This window comes from Caldimonas tepidiphila, assembly GCF_003569765.1.
GTDB lineage: Bacteria > Pseudomonadota > Gammaproteobacteria > Burkholderiales > Burkholderiaceae_C > Caldimonas > Caldimonas tepidiphila.
Genome location: NZ_QXMG01000036.1, coordinates 43,411 through 60,959 on the forward strand (window position 1 = coordinate 43,411; position 17,549 = coordinate 60,959).

The 17,549-nt window shown below is 65.7% G+C and carries 32 protein-coding genes; all 32 read right to left on the reverse strand.

Translation table 11 applies throughout. From position 1 onward, the window contains the following. Entirely contained in the window at nt 1–786 is a 786-nt protein-coding gene (locus D3A59_RS18215; RefSeq protein ID WP_119156753.1) for an ABC transporter permease, read from the reverse strand. A gap of 12 nt (nt 787–798) precedes the next feature. Beyond that, on the reverse strand, nt 799–1,737 hold the full coding sequence (locus tag D3A59_RS18220) for an ATP-binding cassette domain-containing protein (RefSeq protein WP_119156754.1): 939 nt from the start codon (nt 1,735–1,737) through the stop codon (nt 799–801). 87 nt (nt 1,738–1,824) lie between these two features. Then, the gene (gene rplQ / locus D3A59_RS18225; protein ID WP_119156755.1) at nt 1,825–2,226 is read right to left on the reverse strand and encodes a 50S ribosomal protein L17; all 402 of its coding nucleotides are present in this window, start codon (nt 2,224–2,226) and stop codon (nt 1,825–1,827) included. Nucleotides 2,227–2,391: 165 nt separating this feature from the next. Further along, entirely contained in the window at nt 2,392–3,378 is a 987-nt protein-coding gene (locus D3A59_RS18230; protein ID WP_119156756.1) for a DNA-directed RNA polymerase subunit alpha, read from the reverse strand. A gap of 151 nt (nt 3,379–3,529) precedes the next feature. Beyond that, complete coding sequence (gene rpsD / locus D3A59_RS18235) at nt 3,530–4,153, reverse strand: 30S ribosomal protein S4 (protein WP_119156757.1); 624 nt, start codon at nt 4,151–4,153, stop codon at nt 3,530–3,532. Between the two features lie 181 nt (nt 4,154–4,334). Further along, a complete protein-coding gene (gene rpsK, locus D3A59_RS18240; protein ID WP_119156758.1) occupies nt 4,335–4,739 on the reverse strand; it encodes a 30S ribosomal protein S11 in 405 nt (134 codons plus the stop codon). A gap of 36 nt (nt 4,740–4,775) precedes the next feature. Beyond that, nucleotides 4,776–5,141, reverse strand: coding sequence for a 30S ribosomal protein S13 (gene rpsM, locus D3A59_RS18245; RefSeq protein ID WP_119156759.1), 366 nt, complete (start codon nt 5,139–5,141; stop codon nt 4,776–4,778). Between the two features lie 48 nt (nt 5,142–5,189). Further along, entirely contained in the window at nt 5,190–5,303 is a 114-nt protein-coding gene (gene rpmJ, locus D3A59_RS18250) for a 50S ribosomal protein L36 (protein WP_047196694.1), read from the reverse strand. 74 nt (nt 5,304–5,377) lie between these two features. After that, nucleotides 5,378–5,596, reverse strand: coding sequence for a translation initiation factor IF-1 (gene infA, locus D3A59_RS18255; RefSeq protein WP_089416251.1), 219 nt, complete (start codon nt 5,594–5,596; stop codon nt 5,378–5,380). Between the two features lie 35 nt (nt 5,597–5,631). Further along, nucleotides 5,632–6,942: a preprotein translocase subunit SecY gene (gene secY, locus D3A59_RS18260; protein ID WP_119156760.1), complete on the reverse strand. Its 1,311-nt coding sequence runs from the start codon at nt 6,940–6,942 to the stop codon at nt 5,632–5,634. 53 nt (nt 6,943–6,995) lie between these two features. After that, nucleotides 6,996–7,430, reverse strand: coding sequence for a 50S ribosomal protein L15 (rplO, locus tag D3A59_RS18265; RefSeq protein WP_119156761.1), 435 nt, complete (start codon nt 7,428–7,430; stop codon nt 6,996–6,998). 17 nt (nt 7,431–7,447) lie between these two features. Next, on the reverse strand, nt 7,448–7,630 hold the full coding sequence (gene rpmD, locus D3A59_RS18270) for a 50S ribosomal protein L30 (RefSeq protein WP_119156762.1): 183 nt from the start codon (nt 7,628–7,630) through the stop codon (nt 7,448–7,450). A gap of 17 nt (nt 7,631–7,647) precedes the next feature. After that, entirely contained in the window at nt 7,648–8,166 is a 519-nt protein-coding gene (gene rpsE / locus D3A59_RS18275; protein ID WP_119156763.1) for a 30S ribosomal protein S5, read from the reverse strand. Nucleotides 8,167–8,201: 35 nt separating this feature from the next. Then, nucleotides 8,202–8,567 carry a 50S ribosomal protein L18 gene (rplR, locus tag D3A59_RS18280; RefSeq protein ID WP_119156764.1) on the reverse strand — a complete coding sequence of 122 codons (366 nt, stop codon included), beginning with the start codon at nt 8,565–8,567 and terminating at the stop codon, nt 8,202–8,204. 11 nt (nt 8,568–8,578) lie between these two features. Next, a complete protein-coding gene (gene rplF, locus D3A59_RS18285) occupies nt 8,579–9,112 on the reverse strand; it encodes a 50S ribosomal protein L6 (RefSeq protein ID WP_119156765.1) in 534 nt (177 codons plus the stop codon). A 16-nt stretch (nt 9,113–9,128) separates the two neighbouring features. Further along, nucleotides 9,129–9,524, reverse strand: a complete 396-nt coding sequence (rpsH, locus tag D3A59_RS18290) for a 30S ribosomal protein S8 (protein WP_119156766.1) — start codon at nt 9,522–9,524, stop codon at nt 9,129–9,131. A 23-nt stretch (nt 9,525–9,547) separates the two neighbouring features. Further along, a complete protein-coding gene (rpsN, locus tag D3A59_RS18295) occupies nt 9,548–9,853 on the reverse strand; it encodes a 30S ribosomal protein S14 (protein WP_119156767.1) in 306 nt (101 codons plus the stop codon). Between the two features lie 8 nt (nt 9,854–9,861). Then, nucleotides 9,862–10,401: a 50S ribosomal protein L5 gene (rplE, locus tag D3A59_RS18300; protein WP_119156768.1), complete on the reverse strand. Its 540-nt coding sequence runs from the start codon at nt 10,399–10,401 to the stop codon at nt 9,862–9,864. A gap of 11 nt (nt 10,402–10,412) precedes the next feature. Beyond that, nucleotides 10,413–10,730 carry a 50S ribosomal protein L24 gene (gene rplX, locus D3A59_RS18305; RefSeq protein WP_119156769.1) on the reverse strand — a complete coding sequence of 106 codons (318 nt, stop codon included), beginning with the start codon at nt 10,728–10,730 and terminating at the stop codon, nt 10,413–10,415. 22 nt (nt 10,731–10,752) lie between these two features. Further along, entirely contained in the window at nt 10,753–11,121 is a 369-nt protein-coding gene (gene rplN, locus D3A59_RS18310; protein WP_119156770.1) for a 50S ribosomal protein L14, read from the reverse strand. Nucleotides 11,122–11,378: 257 nt separating this feature from the next. Next, nucleotides 11,379–11,894: a peroxiredoxin gene (locus tag D3A59_RS18315; RefSeq protein WP_119156771.1), complete on the reverse strand. Its 516-nt coding sequence runs from the start codon at nt 11,892–11,894 to the stop codon at nt 11,379–11,381. Nucleotides 11,895–12,038: 144 nt separating this feature from the next. Beyond that, nucleotides 12,039–12,311, reverse strand: coding sequence for a 30S ribosomal protein S17 (gene rpsQ, locus D3A59_RS18320; protein WP_119156772.1), 273 nt, complete (start codon nt 12,309–12,311; stop codon nt 12,039–12,041). Then, nucleotides 12,311–12,508, reverse strand: a complete 198-nt coding sequence (rpmC, locus tag D3A59_RS18325; RefSeq protein WP_119156773.1) for a 50S ribosomal protein L29 — start codon at nt 12,506–12,508, stop codon at nt 12,311–12,313. The genes rpsQ and rpmC overlap by 1 nt, the downstream gene beginning before the upstream one ends. A gap of 23 nt (nt 12,509–12,531) precedes the next feature. Beyond that, nucleotides 12,532–12,948: a 50S ribosomal protein L16 gene (gene rplP, locus D3A59_RS18330; RefSeq protein ID WP_119156774.1), complete on the reverse strand. Its 417-nt coding sequence runs from the start codon at nt 12,946–12,948 to the stop codon at nt 12,532–12,534. A 12-nt stretch (nt 12,949–12,960) separates the two neighbouring features. Next, on the reverse strand, nt 12,961–13,830 hold the full coding sequence (gene rpsC, locus D3A59_RS18335; protein WP_119156775.1) for a 30S ribosomal protein S3: 870 nt from the start codon (nt 13,828–13,830) through the stop codon (nt 12,961–12,963). Between the two features lie 15 nt (nt 13,831–13,845). Then, the gene (gene rplV, locus D3A59_RS18340) at nt 13,846–14,175 is read right to left on the reverse strand and encodes a 50S ribosomal protein L22 (RefSeq protein ID WP_119156776.1); all 330 of its coding nucleotides are present in this window, start codon (nt 14,173–14,175) and stop codon (nt 13,846–13,848) included. A gap of 6 nt (nt 14,176–14,181) precedes the next feature. Then, nucleotides 14,182–14,457, reverse strand: a complete 276-nt coding sequence (gene rpsS, locus D3A59_RS18345) for a 30S ribosomal protein S19 (protein ID WP_119156777.1) — start codon at nt 14,455–14,457, stop codon at nt 14,182–14,184. Between the two features lie 10 nt (nt 14,458–14,467). Continuing rightward, complete coding sequence (gene rplB / locus D3A59_RS18350; RefSeq protein ID WP_119156778.1) at nt 14,468–15,292, reverse strand: 50S ribosomal protein L2; 825 nt, start codon at nt 15,290–15,292, stop codon at nt 14,468–14,470. Then, a complete protein-coding gene (rplW, locus tag D3A59_RS18355) occupies nt 15,293–15,610 on the reverse strand; it encodes a 50S ribosomal protein L23 (protein ID WP_119156779.1) in 318 nt (105 codons plus the stop codon). Beyond that, nucleotides 15,607–16,227, reverse strand: coding sequence for a 50S ribosomal protein L4 (gene rplD, locus D3A59_RS18360; protein WP_119156780.1), 621 nt, complete (start codon nt 16,225–16,227; stop codon nt 15,607–15,609). The genes rplW and rplD overlap by 4 nt, the downstream gene beginning before the upstream one ends. Further along, nucleotides 16,227–16,901: a 50S ribosomal protein L3 gene (gene rplC, locus D3A59_RS18365; protein WP_119156781.1), complete on the reverse strand. Its 675-nt coding sequence runs from the start codon at nt 16,899–16,901 to the stop codon at nt 16,227–16,229. The genes rplD and rplC overlap by 1 nt, the downstream gene beginning before the upstream one ends. A gap of 186 nt (nt 16,902–17,087) precedes the next feature. Beyond that, on the reverse strand, nt 17,088–17,399 hold the full coding sequence (gene rpsJ / locus D3A59_RS18370; RefSeq protein ID WP_119156782.1) for a 30S ribosomal protein S10: 312 nt from the start codon (nt 17,397–17,399) through the stop codon (nt 17,088–17,090). Nucleotides 17,400–17,549 lie beyond the last annotated feature (150 nt).

Genomic DNA, 17,549 nt, shown 5'->3' on the forward strand with positions numbered 1-17,549 from the left:
TCAGCGGTAGAAGCGGCGCCGCGTGATCACCACCGCGAGATAGTAGGAAGCGAGGGCGTAGGCCGCCAGCACGCCGAGCGGCTGCGCCCACTGCGCCGGCCACTCGCCGATGATCAGCGGCCGCACCAGATCGACCGCGGCGCGCAGCGGCAGCAGCGCGGAGACGGTCTGCAGCCAGCCGGGCAGTTGATCGAGCGGAAAGTAGATGCCCGACAGGAAGGTCATCGGCGTCAGCACCAGCGTGAAGTAGTAGGTGAAGAAGTCGTAGCCCTTGGCCAGCGCGTTGAACACCAGCGCGATCGACGCGAAGGTGATGCCGACGAACAGCAGCACCGGCAGCGCCGCGAGCATCGTCGGCGCGCGGCTGATGCCGAGCGCGACGATCACGAGCAGGATCGCCGTCACCGAGAACAGCGACTTCAGCGCCGCCCACAGCATCTCGGCGAACACGATGTCGTCGAGCAGCATCGGCGCGTTGAGGATGCCGTCCCAGGTCTTCTGCACGTGCATGCGCGAGAAGGCCGAATAGAGCGCCTCGAAGGTCGCGGCATTCATCGCGCTCATGCAGATGCCGCCCGAGGCGAGGAAGAGGATGTAGGGCAGGCCCTGCACCTCGCCGAGCAGCGCGCCGAGCCCGTAGCCGAAGGCCACCAGCATGATCAGCGGCTCGGCGATGTTGGCGAGCAGGCTTGGCAGCGCGAGCTTGCGCCATACCAGCAGGTTGCGCTGCACCACCGGCAGGCAGCGCCGGCTCACGCGCGGAAGGGAATAGAGGGTGTCGATCATCGGCGGCGGCGCTCAGGAGTCGCGGATCTGGCGGCCGGTCAGCTTGAGGAACAGGTCCTCGAGGTTGGCCGGGCGGTGCAGGTAGCGCACGGTGTGCTCTCCGGCGAGCGCCTGCAGCAGCGGCGCGGGCTCGCTCAGGTAGAAGAACACCGTCTCGCCGCTGGTCTCGACGCGCTGTGCCATCGCGCCGAGCGGCCCAATCAGGCGCGCCGCGCCGTCGCCGTAGACCTCGACCACGTCGGTCTCGAGGTGGCGCTCGATCAGCCCGCGCGGCGTGCCCTCGGCGATCTTGCGGCCGTGGTCGATCACGAGCAGCCGGTCGCACAGCCGCTCGGCCTCGTCCATGAAGTGCGTCGTCAGCAGGATCGACTTGCCGCGCTGCAGCAGGCGCTGCAGCCGCTCCCACATCAGGTGCCTCGCCTGCGGGTCGAGCCCGGTGGTCGGCTCGTCGAGCAGCAGCAGGTCGGGGTCGTTGACGAGCGCCCGCCCCAGGCTCAGGCGCCGCTTCATGCCGCCCGACAGCTCGGCCGGCTTCGCGCGGGCCTTGGCCTGCAGCGCCGAGAACTCGAGCAGCTCGGGGATGCGCCGCTCGATCACCGCCGCCGGCAGCCCGAAGTAGCGGCCGTAGACGCGCAGGTTCTCGGTGCAGTCGAAGTCCGGGTCGAGGCTGTCGAATTGCGACACCACGCCGATGCGCTGCTTGGCCTCGCGCACGCGCGCCGGGATCGGCAGCCCGAAGGCCTCGATCTGCCCGGCGTCGGGCTTCGTCAGCCCGAGGCACATGCGGATCGTGGTCGTCTTGCCCGCGCCGTTCGGCCCGATCACGCCGAGGCACTCGCCGGCACGGATCTCGAAGGACAGGTCGTCGACGACCTGGTTGGCGCCGAAGCGCTTGGACAGGTGGCGGACCTGGAACAGCGACGGCGTGGACGCTTGCAGGGGCAGGGACATGGCGAGGCAGTGTGCCAAAGAAAAAGGGCCAGCACAGGCTGGCCCTTCTCGCGCTGACGCCGCCCGGAGGCGGCAGCAGCCGTCGGCTTACTCGGCAGCTTGGGCCGGTGCAGCCTCGGCCTCGACGGCCTCGGTGCGCTCGACCAGCTCGACGTAGGCCATCGGCGCGTTGTCGCCGACGCGGAAGCCCATCTTCAGGATGCGGGTGTAGCCGCCCGGGCGCGCCTTGAAGCGCGGGCCCAGCACGTCGAACAGCTTGACCACGTTCTCGCGGTTGCGCAGGCGGTCGAAGGCCAGACGGCGGTTGGCGACGGTCGGCTCCTTGGCCAGGGTGATCAGCGGCTCGACGACGCGGCGCAGTTCCTTGGCCTTCGGGACGGTGGTCTTGATGGCCTCGTGCTCGATGAGCGAGTTGGCCATGTTGCGCAGCATCGCGAGGCGGTGCTCGGAGGTGCGGTTCAGTTTGCGAAGACCGTGACGGTGGCGCATGGTGCGTTCCTTTCCTTATTGAACCCCGGCCGGACAAGGTACCGGGGGTTGCACGTGCAAAAGTGGTGAGTTGTCAGGCCGAGCCGGACACCACGGATCCGGCTCGGCCGGGCCGTCGGTGTCGCCCCCTGGGGGGCGGCCGAAGGCCGTAGGGGGGTACCCGTTTCAGCGCTTGTCCAGGCCGGACGGCGGCCAGTTCTCGAGACGTGCGCCCAGCGTGAGGCCACGCGAGGCCAGCACTTCCTTGATCTCGTTGAGCGACTTGCGACCCAGGTTCGGGGTCTTGAGCAGCTCGGTCTCGGTGCGCTGGATCAGGTCGCCGATGTAGTAGATGTTCTCGGCCTTGAGGCAGTTGGCCGAGCGCACCGTCAGCTCGAGCTCGTCCACGGGGCGCAGCAGGATCGGGTCGAACTGCTGGCTGCGCTGCGCCGGCTGGTCGAAGGCGGCGATCTCGTTGCCCTCGAGCTGCGCGAACACCGCGAGCTGCTCGACCAGGATCTTGGCCGACGAGCGGATCGCCTCTTCCGGGGAGATCGCGCCGTTGGTCTCGATTTCCATCACCAGCTTGTCCAGGTCGGTGCGCTGCTCGACGCGGGCGCTCTCGACCGTGTAGCTGACGCGGCGCACCGGCGAGAAGGACGCGTCGAGCACGATGCGGCCGATCGCCTTGGTCGCCTCGTCGCCGTAGCGGCGCAGGTTGCCGGGGACGTAGCCGCGGCCCTTCTCGACCTTGATCTGCATGTCCAGCTTGCCGCCCTGCGACAGGTGCGCGATCACGTGGTCGGGGTTGATCACCTCGACGTCGTGCGGCGTCTGGATGTCGCCGGCCGTGACCGGGCCCTCGCCTTCCTTGCGCAGCACCAGCGTGACCTCGTCGCGGTTGTGCAGCCGGAAGGTGACGCCCTTGAGGTTCAGCATCACGTGCACCACATCTTCCTGCACGCCGTCGATCGACGAGTACTCGTGGAGCACGCCTGCGATCGTGACCTCGGTCGGCGCATGACCCACCATCGACGACAGCAGCACGCGGCGCAGCGCGTTGCCCAGCGTGTGGCCGTAGCCGCGCTCGAAGGGCTCGAGCGTGACCTTCGCGCGGTGGCCGCCGAGCGGCTCCACATTGATGGCTTTGGGTTTCAGCAGATTGGTTTGCATGAGGTCTCCCTCTCAATACCCTCGGCTCGTTACACCGATAAGGCTGATGGACCACCCGGCCGCAAAAAAGCACGGGCCGGGAAACAAGAACAAGGCGCCAGCCCCTGCCGCGTGCTTCGCGCAGCAGGTGTCCGGCGCCTTGGGGTGAGCGTCAACGCGAGTAGAGTTCGACGATCAGCGATTCGTTGATGTCGGCGCCGAATTCGTCGCGGTCCGGAGCCTTCTTGAAGGTGCCTTCGAGCTTGTTCGCGTCCACCGCGACCCAGCCCGGCAGGCCGATCGATTCGGCCAGCTTCAGCGACTCCTGCACGCGCAGCTGCTTCTTCGCCTTCTCGCGGATCGCGACCACGTCACCGGCCTTGACCAGGTAGGACGGGATATTGACGACTTCGCCGTTGACGGTGATGGCCTTGTGCGACACCAGCTGGCGCGCCTCGGCACGGGTCGAGCCGAAGCCCATGCGGTAGACGACGTTGTCCAGGCGCGACTCGAGGATGACCAGCAGGTTGGCGCCGGTGTTGCCACGGCGGCGGTCGGCTTCCTCGAAGTAGCGGCGGAACTGGCGCTCGAGCACGCCGTACATGCGCTTGACCTTCTGCTTCTCGCGCAGCTGCAGACCGAAGTCGGAGGTGCGGGAGCCGGAGGTGCGGCCGTGCTGGCCGGGCTTGGATTCGAACTTGGCCTTGTCCCCGATGGCGCGACGCGCGCTCTTCAGGAACAGGTCGGTGCCTTCACGGCGGGACAGCTTGGCCTTCGGGCCGAGATAACGTGCCACTTGAGTGCTTCCTCTTTGTGTCTGACGTGGCTCGCTGGAATCTGCGAGGTCACGCGAGTCTGTCGCAACGGCAAGCCCGGGGAACCGGGCGCGGCGCAGACGGTGGGCTTCAACGAAAACCGCCGACCGGGCGCGCGAAGCGCCGGCCGGCGAACTGCAAAGCAGCGGATTCTAGCTCAGATCAGATGCGACGGCGCTTCTGGGGGCGGCAGCCGTTGTGCGGCACCGGCGTCACGTCGGAGATCGAGTTGATGCGGATGCCGAGAGCGGCGAGCGCACGAACCGAGGACTCGCGACCCGGGCCGGGGCCCTTGATCTCGACGTCGAGGTTCTTGATGCCCTGCTCCTGGGCGGCACGGCCGGCCACTTCCGCCGCGACCTGCGCCGCGAACGGGGTGGACTTGCGCGAGCCCTTGAAGCCCTGGCCGCCGCTGGAGGCCCAGGACAGCGAGTTGCCTTGGCGGTCCGTGATCGTGATGATCGTGTTGTTGAACGACGCGTGCACGTGGGCGATGCCGTCGGCGATGTTCTTGCGAACCTTCTTGCGCACGCGCTGCGCGGCGCTATTGGCGGGAGACTTAGCCATGGTGACCTTCTTTCAATCAGCGGGAGCGACGACGGCTTACTTCTTCTGAGCGACGCCCGACTTGCGCGGACCCTTGCGGGTGCGTGCGTTCGTGCGGGTGCGCTGGCCGCGCATCGGCAGACCGCGACGATGACGGAAGCCGCGGTAGCAGCCCAGGTCCATCAGTCGCTTGATGTTCATCGAAAGCTCGCGGCGCAGGTCGCCTTCGATCGTGAGTCGGCCCACTTCATCGCGAAGTTTCTCGAGATCCGCATCGTTCAGGTCCTTGACCTTCTTCGAGCGCTCGATGCCGCAGGCATCACAGATCTTCTGGGCGGTCGTGCGGCCAATGCCGTAGATCGCGGTCAGACCGATCTCGGTGTGCTTCTGGGGCGGAATGTTGATACCAGCAATACGTGCCATTTGCGTCCTCTAATTCGCGTTCAGCAGGGCGATCGACTCAACGCCGCCTCAGCCCTGGCGTTGCTTGTGACGCGGGTCGGTGCAAATCACGCGAACCACGCCGTTGCGACGGATGATCTTGCAATTGCGGCAGATCTTTTTGACGGATGCCGAAACTTTCATGGTCTTCTCCTTGACCTGTTGTTGCACGCCGCGCGTCTTCTGGACGCCACGGCTCCGGGTTCAGTAAAACTTGCTCACTTCGCCCGGAACACGATGCGAGCGCGACTCAAATCGTAGGGCGTCAGCTCCACGGTCACCCGGTCACCCGGCAGGATGCGGATGTAGTGCATCCGCATCTTGCCGGAGATGTGGCCGAGAACCACGTGCCCGTTTTCCAGCTTCACACGAAACGTGGCATTGGGCAGGTTCTCGAGGATCTCGCCCTGCATCTGAATGACGTCGTCTTTGGCCATACCTGGTGGACCGCTTCGCTAACCGGCCGACTTGTTCAGCCCGCCTTGAAATTTGCCTTCTTCAGCAGCGACTCGTACTGCTGGGACATCACGTAGGACTGCACCTGAGCCCAGAAGTCCATCGTCACCACCACGATGATCAGCAGCGAGGTGCCACCGAAGTAGAAGGGGACGTTGTACTCGAGGATCAGGAACTCGGGCAGCAGGCACACCAGCGTGATGTACAGCGCGCCCGCCAGCGTGAGCCGGGACAGGATCCGGTCGATGTAGCGCGCCGTCTGGTCACCCGGGCGGATGCCCGGGATGAACGCGCCGCTCTTCTTCAGGTTGTCCGCCGTCTCACGGCTGTTGAACACCAGCGCCGTGTAGAAGAAGCAGAAGAAGATGATCGCGGCGGCGTACAGCATCACGTAGGGCGGCTGGCCCGGGTGCAGCGCGTCGGCGATGTTCTTGAGCCAGCGCATGCTGTCGCCCGTGCTGAACCAGCTCACCACCGTCGCCGGCAGCAAGATGATCGACGAGGCGAAGATCGGCGGGATCACGCCGGCCATGTTCAGCTTCAGCGGCAGGTGCGACGACTGGCCGCCGTAGACCTTGTTGCCGACCTGGCGCTTGGCGTAGTTCACCAGGATCTTGCGCTGACCCCGCTCGACGAACACCACGAAGTAGGTCACTGCGACGACGATCGCGATGATGAACAGCGCCGCGATGATGCTCATCGCGCCGGTGCGCACCAGCTCGAACAGGCCACCGAGCGCGCTCGGCAGACCCGCCGCGATGCCGGCGAAGATCAGGATCGAGATGCCGTTGCCCAGACCCCGCTCCGTGATCTGCTCGCCCAGCCACATCAGGAACATCGTGCCGGCCGTGAGGCTGACCAGTGCCGTGACGCGGAACATCAGGCCCGGATCGATCACCAGGCCCGGCGAGCTCTCCAGCGCGACCGCGATGCTGAGCGACTGGAAGATCGCCAGCCCGAGCGTGCCGTAGCGCGTGTACTGCGTGATCTTGCGCCGGCCCGCCTCGCCTTCCTTCTTCAGCGCCTCCAGCGTCGGCACCACGTAGGTCATCAGCTGCATGATGATCGATGCCGAGATGTAGGGCATGATCCCCAGCGCGAAGACCGTGAAGCGCGACAGCGCCCCGCCCGAGAACATGTTGAACAGGCTCAGGATGCCCCCCTGCTGCCCCTGGAAGAGCTGCTGGAGCTGCGCCGGGTCGATGCCGGGCACCGGGATGTGGGCGCCGATACGATAGACGACGAGTGCCAGCACCAGGAAGACAAGCCGGCGACGCAGGTCGCCGAACTTGCCGGTCTTGGCCAGCTGAGTTGCGTTGGTTGCCACTTGCGGGGGTTTCCTAGAGCCGAATCAGAGCACGCCGGACGGGCCGCGGGTCATCACTCGACGAACGAGCCGCCGACAGCCTCGACGGCCGCCTTGGCACCTGCCGTCGCGCCGATGCCCTTGAGCACGACCTTCTTGGTCAGCTTGCCGGCAGCGATGATCTTGACGACCTTCGCCAGCTCCGGAACCAGACCGGCCTGCTTGAGCGCCAGCACGTCGACCTCGCCCAGGTCCAGACGCTCCAGATCCGACAGGCGGACCTCGGCGTTGAACTTCAGGGAAGCGGACTTGAAGCCGCGCTTGGGCAGACGGCGCTGCAGCGGCATCTGGCCGCCTTCGAAGCCGACCTTGTGGAAGCCACCGGCACGCGACTTCTGGCCCTTGTGACCGCGACCGGCGGTCTTGCCCAGGCCAGAACCGATACCCCGGCCCACGCGGCGCTTGGCGTGCTTGGCACCCTGCGCCGGCTTGATGGTGTTGAGTTGCATCTTGTCCTCAGCCCGAATCAGAGCACCTTGATCAGGTAGCTCACCTTGTTGATCATGCCGCGCACCGCAGGCGTGTCCTCGAGAACGGACTCGCTGTTGACGCGGCGCAGGCCCAGGCCGCGCACCGTGGCGCGGTGCGATTCGCGCGTCCCGATCGGGCTGCGAACCAGCTTCACCTTGACAGTTTTCTTGTCAGTCATGATTTGCTCCAGGCGCTTCAGCCGAGGATCTCTTCGAGCGTCTTGCCACGCTTGGCGGCGATCTCGGCCGGCGTGGTCGAGCGGCGCAGCGCGTCGAACGTGGCACGCACCATGTTGTACGGGTTGGTCGAGCCGTGGCTCTTGGCGACGACGTCCGTGACGCCCATCACCTCGAAGACCGCGCGCATCGGGCCGCCGGCGATGATGCCGGTACCGGCCGGGGCCGGGGCGACCATCACCTTGGCCGCGCCGTGCTCGCCCATCACCTTGTGGAACACGGTGCCGTTCTTCAGGCTGACCTTGAGCATGTTGCGGCGGGCCTGCTCCATGGCCTTCTGCACCGCCACCGGCACTTCGCGGGACTTGCCCTTGCCCATGCCCACGCGGCCGTCACCGTCGCCGACCACGGTCAGTGCGGCGAAACCGAGAATCCGGCCACCCTTCACCACCTTGGTCACGCGGTTCACCGCGATCATCTTTTCACGCAGACCGTCGTCGCGACCTTCGTCCGCTACTTTCGGTTGAAACTTCGCCATTTTGGGAATCCTTCCGGTGTGTCTCTAGCCGACGATCAGAACTGCAGGCCGGCTTCGCGGGCTGCTTCTGCGAGGGCCTTGACGCGACCGTGGTAGGCAAAGCCTGCGCGGTCGAATGCAACCTTCTCGATGCCGGCGGCCTTCGCACGCTCGGCGATACGCTTGCCGATCAGCTGTGCCGCTGCCACGTTGGCACCCTTGCCGGCGCCACCGAGCTGCTCGCGCACGTCCTTCTCGACCGTCGAGGCGCTGGCCAGCACGCGGCCGCCGTCCTCGGAGATCACGCTGGCATAGATGTGCGTGTTGGAGCGGAACACCGTCAGGCGCACCGCGCGCAGTTCTGCGATGCGGGCTCGGGTCTGGCGGGAGCGGCGCAGTCGCTGTTCTTTCTTGGTCAACATGTCGCAGCTCCTTACTTCTTCTTGGTCTCTTTCAAGACCACTTTTTCGTCCGAGTAGCGCACGCCCTTGCCCTTGTAGGGCTCGGGCGGACGGAAGGCGCGCACTTCGGCGGCGATCTGGCCCACCACCTGGCGGTCGGCGCCCTTGATCAGGATTTCGGTCTGGGTCGGGGTCTCGACCTTGATGCCCTCGGGCATGTCCTTGACCACCGGATGCGAGAAGCCGAGCTGCAGGTTCAGCTTCGTGCCCTGAGCCTGGGCACGGAAGCCCACACCCACGAGCTGCAGCTTGCGCTCGAAGCCCTTGCTGACGCCCGTGACCATGTTGGCCACCAGCGCGCGCATCGTGCCCGACATGGCGTTGGCTTCGGCGGAATCGTTCGCCGGAGCGAAGCTCACCTTGCCGCCTTCGCTCTTGACGGCCACCAGCGGGTGCTGGGGACGCACCAGCGTGCCCAGCGCGCCCTTGACGCTGATCTGCTCAGCGGTGATCGACACGTCCACGCCCTGCGGGACGGCGACCGGCATTTTTCCTACGCGAGACATTGTGCGTTCTCCTCGATCAGGCGACGTAGCACAGCACTTCGCCGCCGATGCCGCTCTGGCGGGCCTTGCGGTCGGTCATCACGCCCTTCGGGGTGGTGACGATCGCGACGCCGAGGCCGTTCATGACCTGCGGGATCTCGTTGCGGCCGCGGTAGATGCGCAGGCCGGGACGGCTCACGCGCTCCAGGCGCTCGATCACCGGACGGCCGGCGTAATACTTCAGCGCGATCTCGAGCTGCGGCTTGGCAGCCTCGCCACGCACGGCGAAGTTGTCGATGTAGCCCTCGTCCTTCAGGACCTGGGCGATGGCAACCTTCAGCTTCGACGACGGCATCGACACGCTGGCCTTCTCGACCATCTGCGCGTTGCGGATGCGGGTCAGCATATCGGCGATCGGATCACTCATGCTCATTTGATATCTCCTGATCCAACCGATTACCAGCTAGCCTTCACAACACCCGGGATGTCGCCCTTGAAGGCGAGTTCACGGATCTTGTTGCGAGCCAGGCCGAACTTGCGGAACGTGCCACGGGGACGGCCGGTCAGCTCGCAGCGGTTGCGCTGACGGGTCGGGTTGGCGTTGCGGGGCAGCTTCTGCAGTTCCAGACGGGCGAGGTAGCGCTCTTCGTCGGACTTGCTGGCGTCGTTGGCAACGGCCTTCAGCTCTTCGTACTTTTTCGCGAACTTGGCGGCCAGCGCGGCGCGCTTGAGTTCACGCTGAATCATGGAAACTTTAGCCACGAACCACCTCAGTTCTTGAACGGGAAACGGAAAGCCGCGAGCAGCGCCTTGCACTCGTCGTCCGACTTCGCCGTCGTGGTGATGCTGATGTTCAGACCGCGCAGCGCATCAACCTTGTCGTACTCGATTTCCGGGAAGATGATCTGTTCCTTGACGCCGACGTTGTAGTTGCCACGGCCGTCGAAGGAGCGACCCGAGATGCCGCGGAAGTCGCGCACGCGGGGCAGCGCGATCGTCACGAAGCGATCCAGGAATTCGTACATCTGCGCGCCGCGCAGGGTCACCATGCAGCCGATGGGCACGCCGTCGCGGATCTTGAAGCCGGCAATGGCCTTGCGCGACTTGGTGACCACGGGCTTCTGGCCGGCGATCTTGGTCAGGTCGCCCACTGCGTGATCCATGACCTTCTTGTCGGACACCGCCTCGCTCACGCCCATGTTCAGCGTGATCTTGGTGATGCGCGGCACTTCCATCACGGACTTGTAGCCGAATTTCTGCACCAGGTCCGGCACCACTTTTTCGCGGTAAAACTCTTGCAAACGAGCCATCTCGAACCCCTTTACGCCTTGATTTCTTCGCCGCTCGACTTGAAGACGCGAACCTTCTTGCCGTCTTCCAGCAGCTTGATGCCCACGCGGTCGGCCTTGCCGGTCGCGGGGTTGTAGATAGCGATGTTGGACTGGTGGATCGGCATGGTCTTGTCGACGATGCCGCCCGTGGTGCCCTTCATCGGGTTCGGACGCACGTGCTTCTTGACGAGGTTGATGCCGTCGACGGTGACGTGATCGGCGTCGATGCGCGCCGAGACGGTACCGCGCTTGCCCTTGTCGCGACCGGTCAGCACGACGACCTGATCACCCTTGCGAATCTTGTTCATGATCTGTCCTTGTGCTTGAGGCTTAGAGCACTTCCGGCGCCAGCGACACGATCTTCATGAAGCGCTCGGAGCGCAGCTCGCGCGTGACCGGGCCGAAGATGCGGGTGCCGATCGGCTCCAGCTTGTTGTTCAGCAGCACGGCGGCGTTGCCGTCGAACTTGACCAGCGAGCCGTCCTGACGGCGCACGCCCTTGGCAGTGCGAACCACCACGGCGCTGTAGACCTCGCCCTTCTTGACGCGGCCGCGCGGCGCGGCCTCCTTGATGCTGACCTTGATGATGTCGCCGATACCGGCATAACGGCGCTTGGAGCCACCCAGCACCTTGATGCACATGACGGACTTCGCGCCCGTGTTGTCGGCGACATCAAGTCGCGATTGCATTTGAATCATTTAAGTCCCCAACTTATCCCGCATTGCCAGCCCGTGCCCATCACGTACTGGCTTCCGCGGTCAGTCTTGGTCCCGTCAGCTGCGCGACTGCGCACAAGGCGCCGCCTCAAAGCCGCTTGGGTTGGAGCCAGACCCTTGGCTCGCGCTCAGGACGAAACCAGGAATTCCGGCGAAGCTGCGGATTATGAAGAAGAAAGGGCGCCGTGTCAAGCGCCCTGCTCGTTCATGGCCCGACGGCAGGCGTCGGGCCGAAATCCTCAGGCTGCGAGCTGGCCCGCCTGCTCGAGCAGACGCTCGGCGCCGCTGACCTCGAACTTGCCCGGCGCCTCGACGTTGAGGGTCCTCACGACGCCGTCGACCACCAGCATCGAGTAGCGCTGCGAGCGCTGCCCCAGCCCGCGAGCGCCCAGGTCGAGCGTGAGGCCCGTGGCGCGCGTGAAGTCGCCGCTGCCGTCGGCCATCATGCGCACCTTGCCGGCCGCCTTGTGCTCGCGGCCCCAGGCGCCCATCACGAAGGCGTCGTTGACCGACACGCACCAGATCTCGTCGACGCCGGCGGCGCGCAGCGCCTCGGCATTGGCGATGTAGCCCGGCAGGTGCTGCGCGGAGCAGGTCGGCGTGAACGCGCCCGGCACCGCGAAGATCGCGACGGTCTTGCCCGCCGCCTCCTTGCGGATGTCGAAGGCGTTGGGGCCGAGCGAGCAGCCGTTGCCCTCGACCTCGATGAATTCGTACAGCGTGCCCTGCGGCAGGCTGTCGCCAACTTTCAGCATGGGACCTCCTCGTCAATCGCGCAGCTTCTTGCGGCTGCGCAAGGAATTTCGGCCGCCCCAATGAGAAACGGCCGGGGCGCCAGTATTCCAGCGCCCCGACCGTCGTCGGGAGGGCCACGCGAATGGCCCTCGGATTCGCACGTATTAGACCGCGCTTGCCTTCTCGATCAGGCGCGTCACGACCCAGGACTTCGTCTTGGAGATCGGGCGGCCTTCGGCGATCTCGACCAGATCGCCCATCTTGTACTCGCCGTTCTCGTCATGGGCGTGGTACTTGCGCGAGCGGGCCACGATCTTGCCGTAGAGCTCGTGCTTGACGCGACGCTCGACCAGGACCGTGACGGTCTTGGCGCGCTTGTCGCTCACCACGCGACCGACGAAGGTGCGGGTGTTCTTCTCGGCTTGAGCTTGCGTCATCACGCGGCTCCTTTCTTCTTCTCGGCCAGGATGGTCTTGACGCGAGCGATGTCACGGCGCGTGTTGCGCAGCTGGGTGTGGTTGCCCAGCTGCTGCGTCGCCTTCTGCATGCGCAGGCCGAAGTGGGCCTTCAGCAGGTCCTTGACTTCCTGCTCCAGAGCGGCGACGTCCTTGCTGCGCAGTTCAGATGCTTTCATATCGATTCTCCGAATGCTTCAGTTCAGGCGCCGATCGCGCGCGTCACGAACACGGTGCGCAGCGGCAGCTTGGCGGACGCGAGCTGGAAAGCCTCGCGAGCCAGCGCCTCGGGCACGCCGTTGATCTCGTAGAGCACCTTGCCGGGCTGGATCTCGGCCACGTAGTACTCCGGGTTGCCCTTGCCGTTGCCCATACGGACTTCGGCAGGCTTCTGCGAGATCGGCTTGTCCGGGAAGATGCGGATCCAGATGCGGCCGCCACGCTTGACGTGACGGGAGATCGCACGACGGGCCGCCTCGATCTGGCGAGCCGTGATGCGGCCGCGCTCGGTGGCCTTCAGACCGAAGTCGCCGAACGACACGTTGGTGCCGCGCGTGGCGATGCCGGTGTTGCGGCCCTTCTGCTCCTTGCGGAATTTCCGACGGGAGGGTTGCAGCATGTTCGTTACTCCTTACGCGCCACCGGTGCCCGGTGCCGCGGCTTTGCGCACGCGCTTGGCACCCGGGGCGCCAGCACCAGCGCCATCGGCGGGCTTGTCGCTGCCGTCGACCGGCGCACCGTCCTGACGCGGACCACGGCCGGCGCCGGGGCGCGGACCACGGTTGTCAGGGCGGCCACGGCCGTCCGGACGCGCGTTGCGGCGCGGGCGGCGATCGTCTTCATCGGTCTTCGCGGCTGCGGGCAGCTCGCCGTTGGCCAGGCGGTCGCCCTTGTAGACCCAGACCTTGACGCCGATGACGCCGTAGGTGGTCTTCGCCTCGGAGAAGCCGTAGTCGATGTCGGCGCGCAGCGTGTGCAGCGGCACGCGACCTTCGCGGTACCACTCGGTGCGGGCGATCTCGATGCCGTTCAGGCGGCCGGCGGACATGATCTTGATGCCCTGCGCGCCCAGACGCATCGCGTTCTGCATCGCGCGCTTCATCGCGCGACGGAACATGATGCGCTTCTCGAGCTGCTGGGTGATCGAGTCGGCGACCAGCTGAGCATCGATCTCGGGCTTGCGCACTTCCTCGATGTTCACCGCGACCGGCACGCCGAGGCGGCGGGTCAGTTCGGCCTTCAGGTTCTCGATGTCCTCGCCCTTCTTGCCGATCACGACGCCCGGACGTGCCGAGTAGATGGTGATGCGGGCGTTGCGGGCCGGGCGCTCGATCAGGATGCGCGAGACGGCCGCGTTCTTCAGGCGCGACTTCAGGAATTCACGAACCTGCAGGTCCTCGGCCAGCATCTGGCCGAAGTTGCGGTTCGAGGCATACCAGCGCGACGCCCAGGCACGGGTGACGGGCAGCCGGAAGCCGGTCGGATGGATTTTCTGTCCCATAGTCTTCCTTCAGCCTCAGTTGCCGACGGTCACGAAGATGTGGCAGGTCGGCTTGCTGATGCGGTTGCCGCGGCCCTTGGCGCGCGCGGTGAAACGCTTCAGCGTGGCGCCTTGCTCCACGTAGATCGTCTTGACCTTCAGTTCGTCGATGTCGGCACCGTCGTTGTGCTCGGCATTGGCGATGGCGGACTCGAGCGCCTTGCGGATGATCAGCGCGGCCTTCTTCTGCGTGAAGTTCAGGATGTTGAGCGCCTGGTCCACTTTCTTGCCGCGGATCAGGTCGGCGACCAGACGGCCCTTGTCGACCGACAGGCGCACGCCGCGAACGATTGCACGGGTTTCCATGGCCTCTTACCTCTTCGCCTTCTTGTCGCCGGGGTGACCCTTGAACGTGCGGGTCAGCGCGAACTCGCCGAGCTTGTGGCCGACCATCTGGTCGGACACGTACACCGGCACGTGCTGCTTGCCGTTGTGCACGGCAATGGTCAGACCGATGAACTCGGGCAGGATGGTGGAGCGACGCGACCAGGTCTTGATCGGCTTCTTGTCCTTGATCGCAACGGCCTTGTCCACCTTGGCTTGCAGGTGGTGGTCGACGAACGGACCCTTCTTGAGTGAACGAGCCATAACCTACCTCTTACTTCTTGCGACGCGACACGATCATGGTCTGCGTGCGCTTGTTGTTGCGGGTGCGGTAGCCCTTGGTCAGCGTGTTCCACGGAGAGACCGGGGCACGTGCCTCGCCGGTGCGGCCTTCGCCACCACCGTGCGGGTGATCCACCGGGTTCATCGCGACGCCGCGCACGGTCGGGCGGATGCCCTTCCAGCGGATCGCGCCGGCCTTGCCGTACTGGCGCAGGCTGTGCTCTTCGTTCGACACCTCGCCGATGGTGGCGCGGCAATCGATGTGGATCTTGCGGACTTCACCCGAGCGCAGGCGGACCTGCGCGTACGTACCTTCGCGCGCCATCAGCGTCACCGAGGTGCCGGCCGAGCGTGCGATCTGCGCGCCCTTGCCCGGCAGCAGCTCGACGCAGTGGATGGTCGAGCCCACGGGGATGTTGCGGATCGGCAGCGTGTTGCCGGCCTTGATCGGGGCTTCCGAGCCGGAGAGCACGGTCGCGCCGACGTCCAGGCCGCGCGGGGCGATGATGTAGCGACGCTCGCCGTCGGCATAGCACACCAGCGCGATGTGGGCCGTGCGGTTCGGGTCGTACTCGATGCGCTCCACCTTCGCGGGGATGCCATCCTTGTTGCGACGGAAGTCGACCACGCGGTAGTGGTGCTTGTGACCACCGCCCTTGTGGCGCGTCGTGATGTGGCCGTTGTTGTTGCGGCCGGCGTTCTGCTTCTGGGGCTCCAGCAGCGACGCTTCCGGCTTGCCCTTGTGCAGGTGCTTGTGCACCACCTTCACCACGGCGCGGCGGCCGGGCGACGTGGGTTTGACTTTGACGACGGCCATTTACGCGGCCTCCCCGGAGAAGTTGAGCTCTTGGCCTTCCTTGAGCGCCACGTACGCCTTCTTGACGTGATCGCGGCGGCCCATCGTGCGGCCGAAGCGCTTGACCTTGCCCTTCTGGTTGACGGTGCGCACCGAGTCCACCTCGACCTTGAACATCAGTTCAACGGCCGCCTTGATCTCGGGCTTGGTGGCGTCGCGCAGGACCTTGAACAGCACCTGGTTGTGCTTCTCGGCGACGTTCGTGGCCTTCTCGGACACGATCGGCGCGACCAGCACCTGCATCAGGCGGCCTTCATCGAATTTCTGTTGGACGCTCATCCCAGCATCTCCTTGAGCTGCTCGATCGCGGCCTTCGTCACGAGCACCTTCTTGTAGTGCACGAGCGACAGCGGATCGGCGTAGCGCGGCTCGACCACCAGCACGTTGGCCAGGTTGCGCGAAGCCAGGTACAGGTTCTCGTCGACCTCGTCGGCGATCACCAGCACGGACTGCAGGCCCATCGCCTTGAAGCGAGCGGCCAGCGCCTTGGTCTTGGGCGACTCGAGCTTGAGGTCGTCCACGACGGCCAGACGGCCTTCACGCACCAGCTGCGAGAAGATGGCGGCCATGCCGGCGCGGTACATCTTCTTGTTGACCTTCTGGGTGAAGTTCTCGTCGGGGCTGTTCGGGAAGATCCGGCCGCCTCCGCGCCACAGCGGCGACGAGGACATACCGGCGCGGGCGCGACCCGTGCCCTTCTGGCGCCACGGCTTCTTCGTGGTGTGCTTGACGGTGGCGCGGTCCTTCTGGGCGCGCGTGCCCTGGCGGGCATTGGCCTGGTAGGCCACGACGACCTGGTGCACCAGCGCTTCGTTGTAGTCACGACCGAACACGGTGTCCGGCACTTCCACGTTCGCGGAAGCCTGACCCTGGTCGTTCAGGAGCTCGAGCTGCATCAGATGGCCCCTTTCTTCAGCTTGACCTTGACGGCGGGACGCACCACGACGTGGCCGCCCTTGGAGCCCGGCACCGCGCCCTTGACCAGCAGTAGCTGGCGGGCCTCGTCGATGCGGACGATGTCGAGGTTCTGGGTGGTGACGGTCTCGTCGCCCATGTGGCCGGACATCTTCTTGCCCGGGAACACGCGGCCCGGATCCTGCGCCATCGAGATGGAGCCCGGGACGTTGTGCGAACGGCTGTTACCGTGCGAGGCGCGCTGCGAACCGAAGTTGTGGCGCTTGATGGTGCCCGTGAAGCCCTTGCCGATCGAGGTGCCCTGCACGTCGACCGTCTGGCCGACCGCGAACAGGCTGCTCACCGGCACGGTGGCGCCCGGCTGGTAGCCGGCAGCGACGTCGGCCGCGACGCGGAACTCCTTGAGGAGCTCGCCCGCTTCCACGCCCGCCTTGGCGAGGTGGCCGGCTTCGGGCTTGGTCACGCGGGAAGCGCGACGCTTGCCGAACGCGACCTGGACCGCGCTGTAGCCGTCGGTCTCAACGGTTTTGATCTGGGTGACGCGGTTGTTCGACACATCGAGCACCGTCACGGGCACGGCGTCGCCGTCGTCCGTGTAGATGCGCATCATGCCCACCTTGCGACCCAGCAATCCGAGGCGATTGCTAAGACTCATTGTTTTCTCCAGTGTCCGACATCGATTGGCCGGACTGACGACACGTTGCGACCCGCTGCGCCCGAAGGCTCATGCAGGCCGCCCCTACAAACCACAAAGGCCCACCGAGGGTGGGCACTTTGCGTAAAGCCTGAAATTATAGCAGCACGGCCGAGCCGGCCGTAACGCCATACGCTCAGACTGGGATTACTGCAGCTTGATCTCGACGTCCACGCCGGCGGGCAGGTCGAGCTTCATCAGCGCGTCGACGGTCTTGTCGGTCGGGTCGACGATGTCCATCAGGCGCTGGTGGGTGCGGATCTCGAACTGGTCGCGCGAGCTCTTGTTGACGTGCGGCGAGCGCAGGATGTCGAAGCGCTGCAGGCGGGTCGGCAGGGGCACCGGGCCCTTGACGATCGCGCCGGTGCGCTTGGCGGTGTCGACGATCTCGAGGGCGGACTGGTCGATCAGCTTGTAATCGAAGGCCTTGAGACGGATGCGGATCTTTTGCTTCTGCATGACGGTTCCTAGAAAGAGCGGAGCGGCCGAGCGGACCGCGGGAGTCGGGAAAGGGGCCGGCCCCGGGGACCGGCCCGCAGTCACGCAAGAATTACTCGATGATCTTCGCGACGACGCCGGCGCCGACGGTGCGGCCGCCCTCGCGGATCG

Coding starts and splice junctions, on each gene's coding strand:
- D3A59_RS18215 (WP_119156753.1), bottom strand. CDS start 786: ATGATCGACACCCTCTATTCCCTTCCGCGCGTGAGCCGGCGCTGCCTG.
- D3A59_RS18315 (WP_119156771.1), bottom strand. CDS start 11,894: ATGCTGAAAGTTGGCGACAGCCTGCCGCAGGGCACGCTGTACGAATTC.
- infA (WP_089416251.1), bottom strand. CDS start 5,596: ATGGCCAAAGACGACGTCATTCAGATGCAGGGCGAGATCCTCGAGAAC.
- rplQ (WP_119156755.1), bottom strand. CDS start 2,226: ATGCGCCACCGTCACGGTCTTCGCAAACTGAACCGCACCTCCGAGCAC.
- rplC (WP_119156781.1), bottom strand. CDS start 16,901: ATGAGTCTTAGCAATCGCCTCGGATTGCTGGGTCGCAAGGTGGGCATG.
- rpsK (WP_119156758.1), bottom strand. CDS start 4,739: ATGGCTAAGTCTCCCGCCAATAGCGCCGCGCAGCGCGTGCGCAAGAAG.
- rpsS (WP_119156777.1), bottom strand. CDS start 14,457: ATGGCTCGTTCACTCAAGAAGGGTCCGTTCGTCGACCACCACCTGCAA.
- rplF (WP_119156765.1), bottom strand. CDS start 9,112: ATGTCTCGCGTAGGAAAAATGCCGGTCGCCGTCCCGCAGGGCGTGGAC.
- rplV (WP_119156776.1), bottom strand. CDS start 14,175: ATGGAAACCCGTGCAATCGTTCGCGGCGTGCGCCTGTCGGTCGACAAG.
- rplO (WP_119156761.1), bottom strand. CDS start 7,430: ATGCAACTCAACACCATCAAGCCGGCGCAGGGTGCCAAGCACGCCAAG.
- rpmD (WP_119156762.1), bottom strand. CDS start 7,630: ATGACTGACAAGAAAACTGTCAAGGTGAAGCTGGTTCGCAGCCCGATC.
- rplW (WP_119156779.1), bottom strand. CDS start 15,610: ATGAGCGTCCAACAGAAATTCGATGAAGGCCGCCTGATGCAGGTGCTG.
- rpmJ (WP_047196694.1), bottom strand. CDS start 5,303: ATGAAAGTTTCGGCATCCGTCAAAAAGATCTGCCGCAATTGCAAGATC.
- rpmC (WP_119156773.1), bottom strand. CDS start 12,508: ATGAAAGCATCTGAACTGCGCAGCAAGGACGTCGCCGCTCTGGAGCAG.
- rpsJ (WP_119156782.1), bottom strand. CDS start 17,399: ATGCAGAAGCAAAAGATCCGCATCCGTCTCAAGGCCTTCGATTACAAG.
- rplR (WP_119156764.1), bottom strand. CDS start 8,567: ATGTTGACCAAGAAAGAACAGCGACTGCGCCGCTCCCGCCAGACCCGA.
- rplE (WP_119156768.1), bottom strand. CDS start 10,401: ATGGCTCGTTTGCAAGAGTTTTACCGCGAAAAAGTGGTGCCGGACCTG.
- rplN (WP_119156770.1), bottom strand. CDS start 11,121: ATGATTCAAATGCAATCGCGACTTGATGTCGCCGACAACACGGGCGCG.
- rpsE (WP_119156763.1), bottom strand. CDS start 8,166: ATGGCGAAGTTTCAACCGAAAGTAGCGGACGAAGGTCGCGACGACGGT.
- rpsM (WP_119156759.1), bottom strand. CDS start 5,141: ATGGCACGTATTGCTGGTATCAACATTCCGCCCCAGAAGCACACCGAG.
- D3A59_RS18230 (WP_119156756.1), bottom strand. CDS start 3,378: ATGCAAACCAATCTGCTGAAACCCAAAGCCATCAATGTGGAGCCGCTC.
- rplP (WP_119156774.1), bottom strand. CDS start 12,948: ATGCTGCAACCCTCCCGTCGGAAATTCCGCAAGGAGCAGAAGGGCCGC.
- D3A59_RS18220 (WP_119156754.1), bottom strand. CDS start 1,737: ATGTCCCTGCCCCTGCAAGCGTCCACGCCGTCGCTGTTCCAGGTCCGC.
- rplB (WP_119156778.1), bottom strand. CDS start 15,292: ATGGCCGTCGTCAAAGTCAAACCCACGTCGCCCGGCCGCCGCGCCGTG.
- rplD (WP_119156780.1), bottom strand. CDS start 16,227: ATGCAGCTCGAGCTCCTGAACGACCAGGGTCAGGCTTCCGCGAACGTG.
- rpsQ (WP_119156772.1), bottom strand. CDS start 12,311: ATGACGCAAGCTCAAGCCGAGAAGAACACCCGCACCTTCGTCGGTCGC.
- rpsH (WP_119156766.1), bottom strand. CDS start 9,524: ATGAGCATGAGTGATCCGATCGCCGATATGCTGACCCGCATCCGCAAC.
- rplX (WP_119156769.1), bottom strand. CDS start 10,730: ATGAACAAGATTCGCAAGGGTGATCAGGTCGTCGTGCTGACCGGTCGC.
- rpsC (WP_119156775.1), bottom strand. CDS start 13,830: ATGGGACAGAAAATCCATCCGACCGGCTTCCGGCTGCCCGTCACCCGT.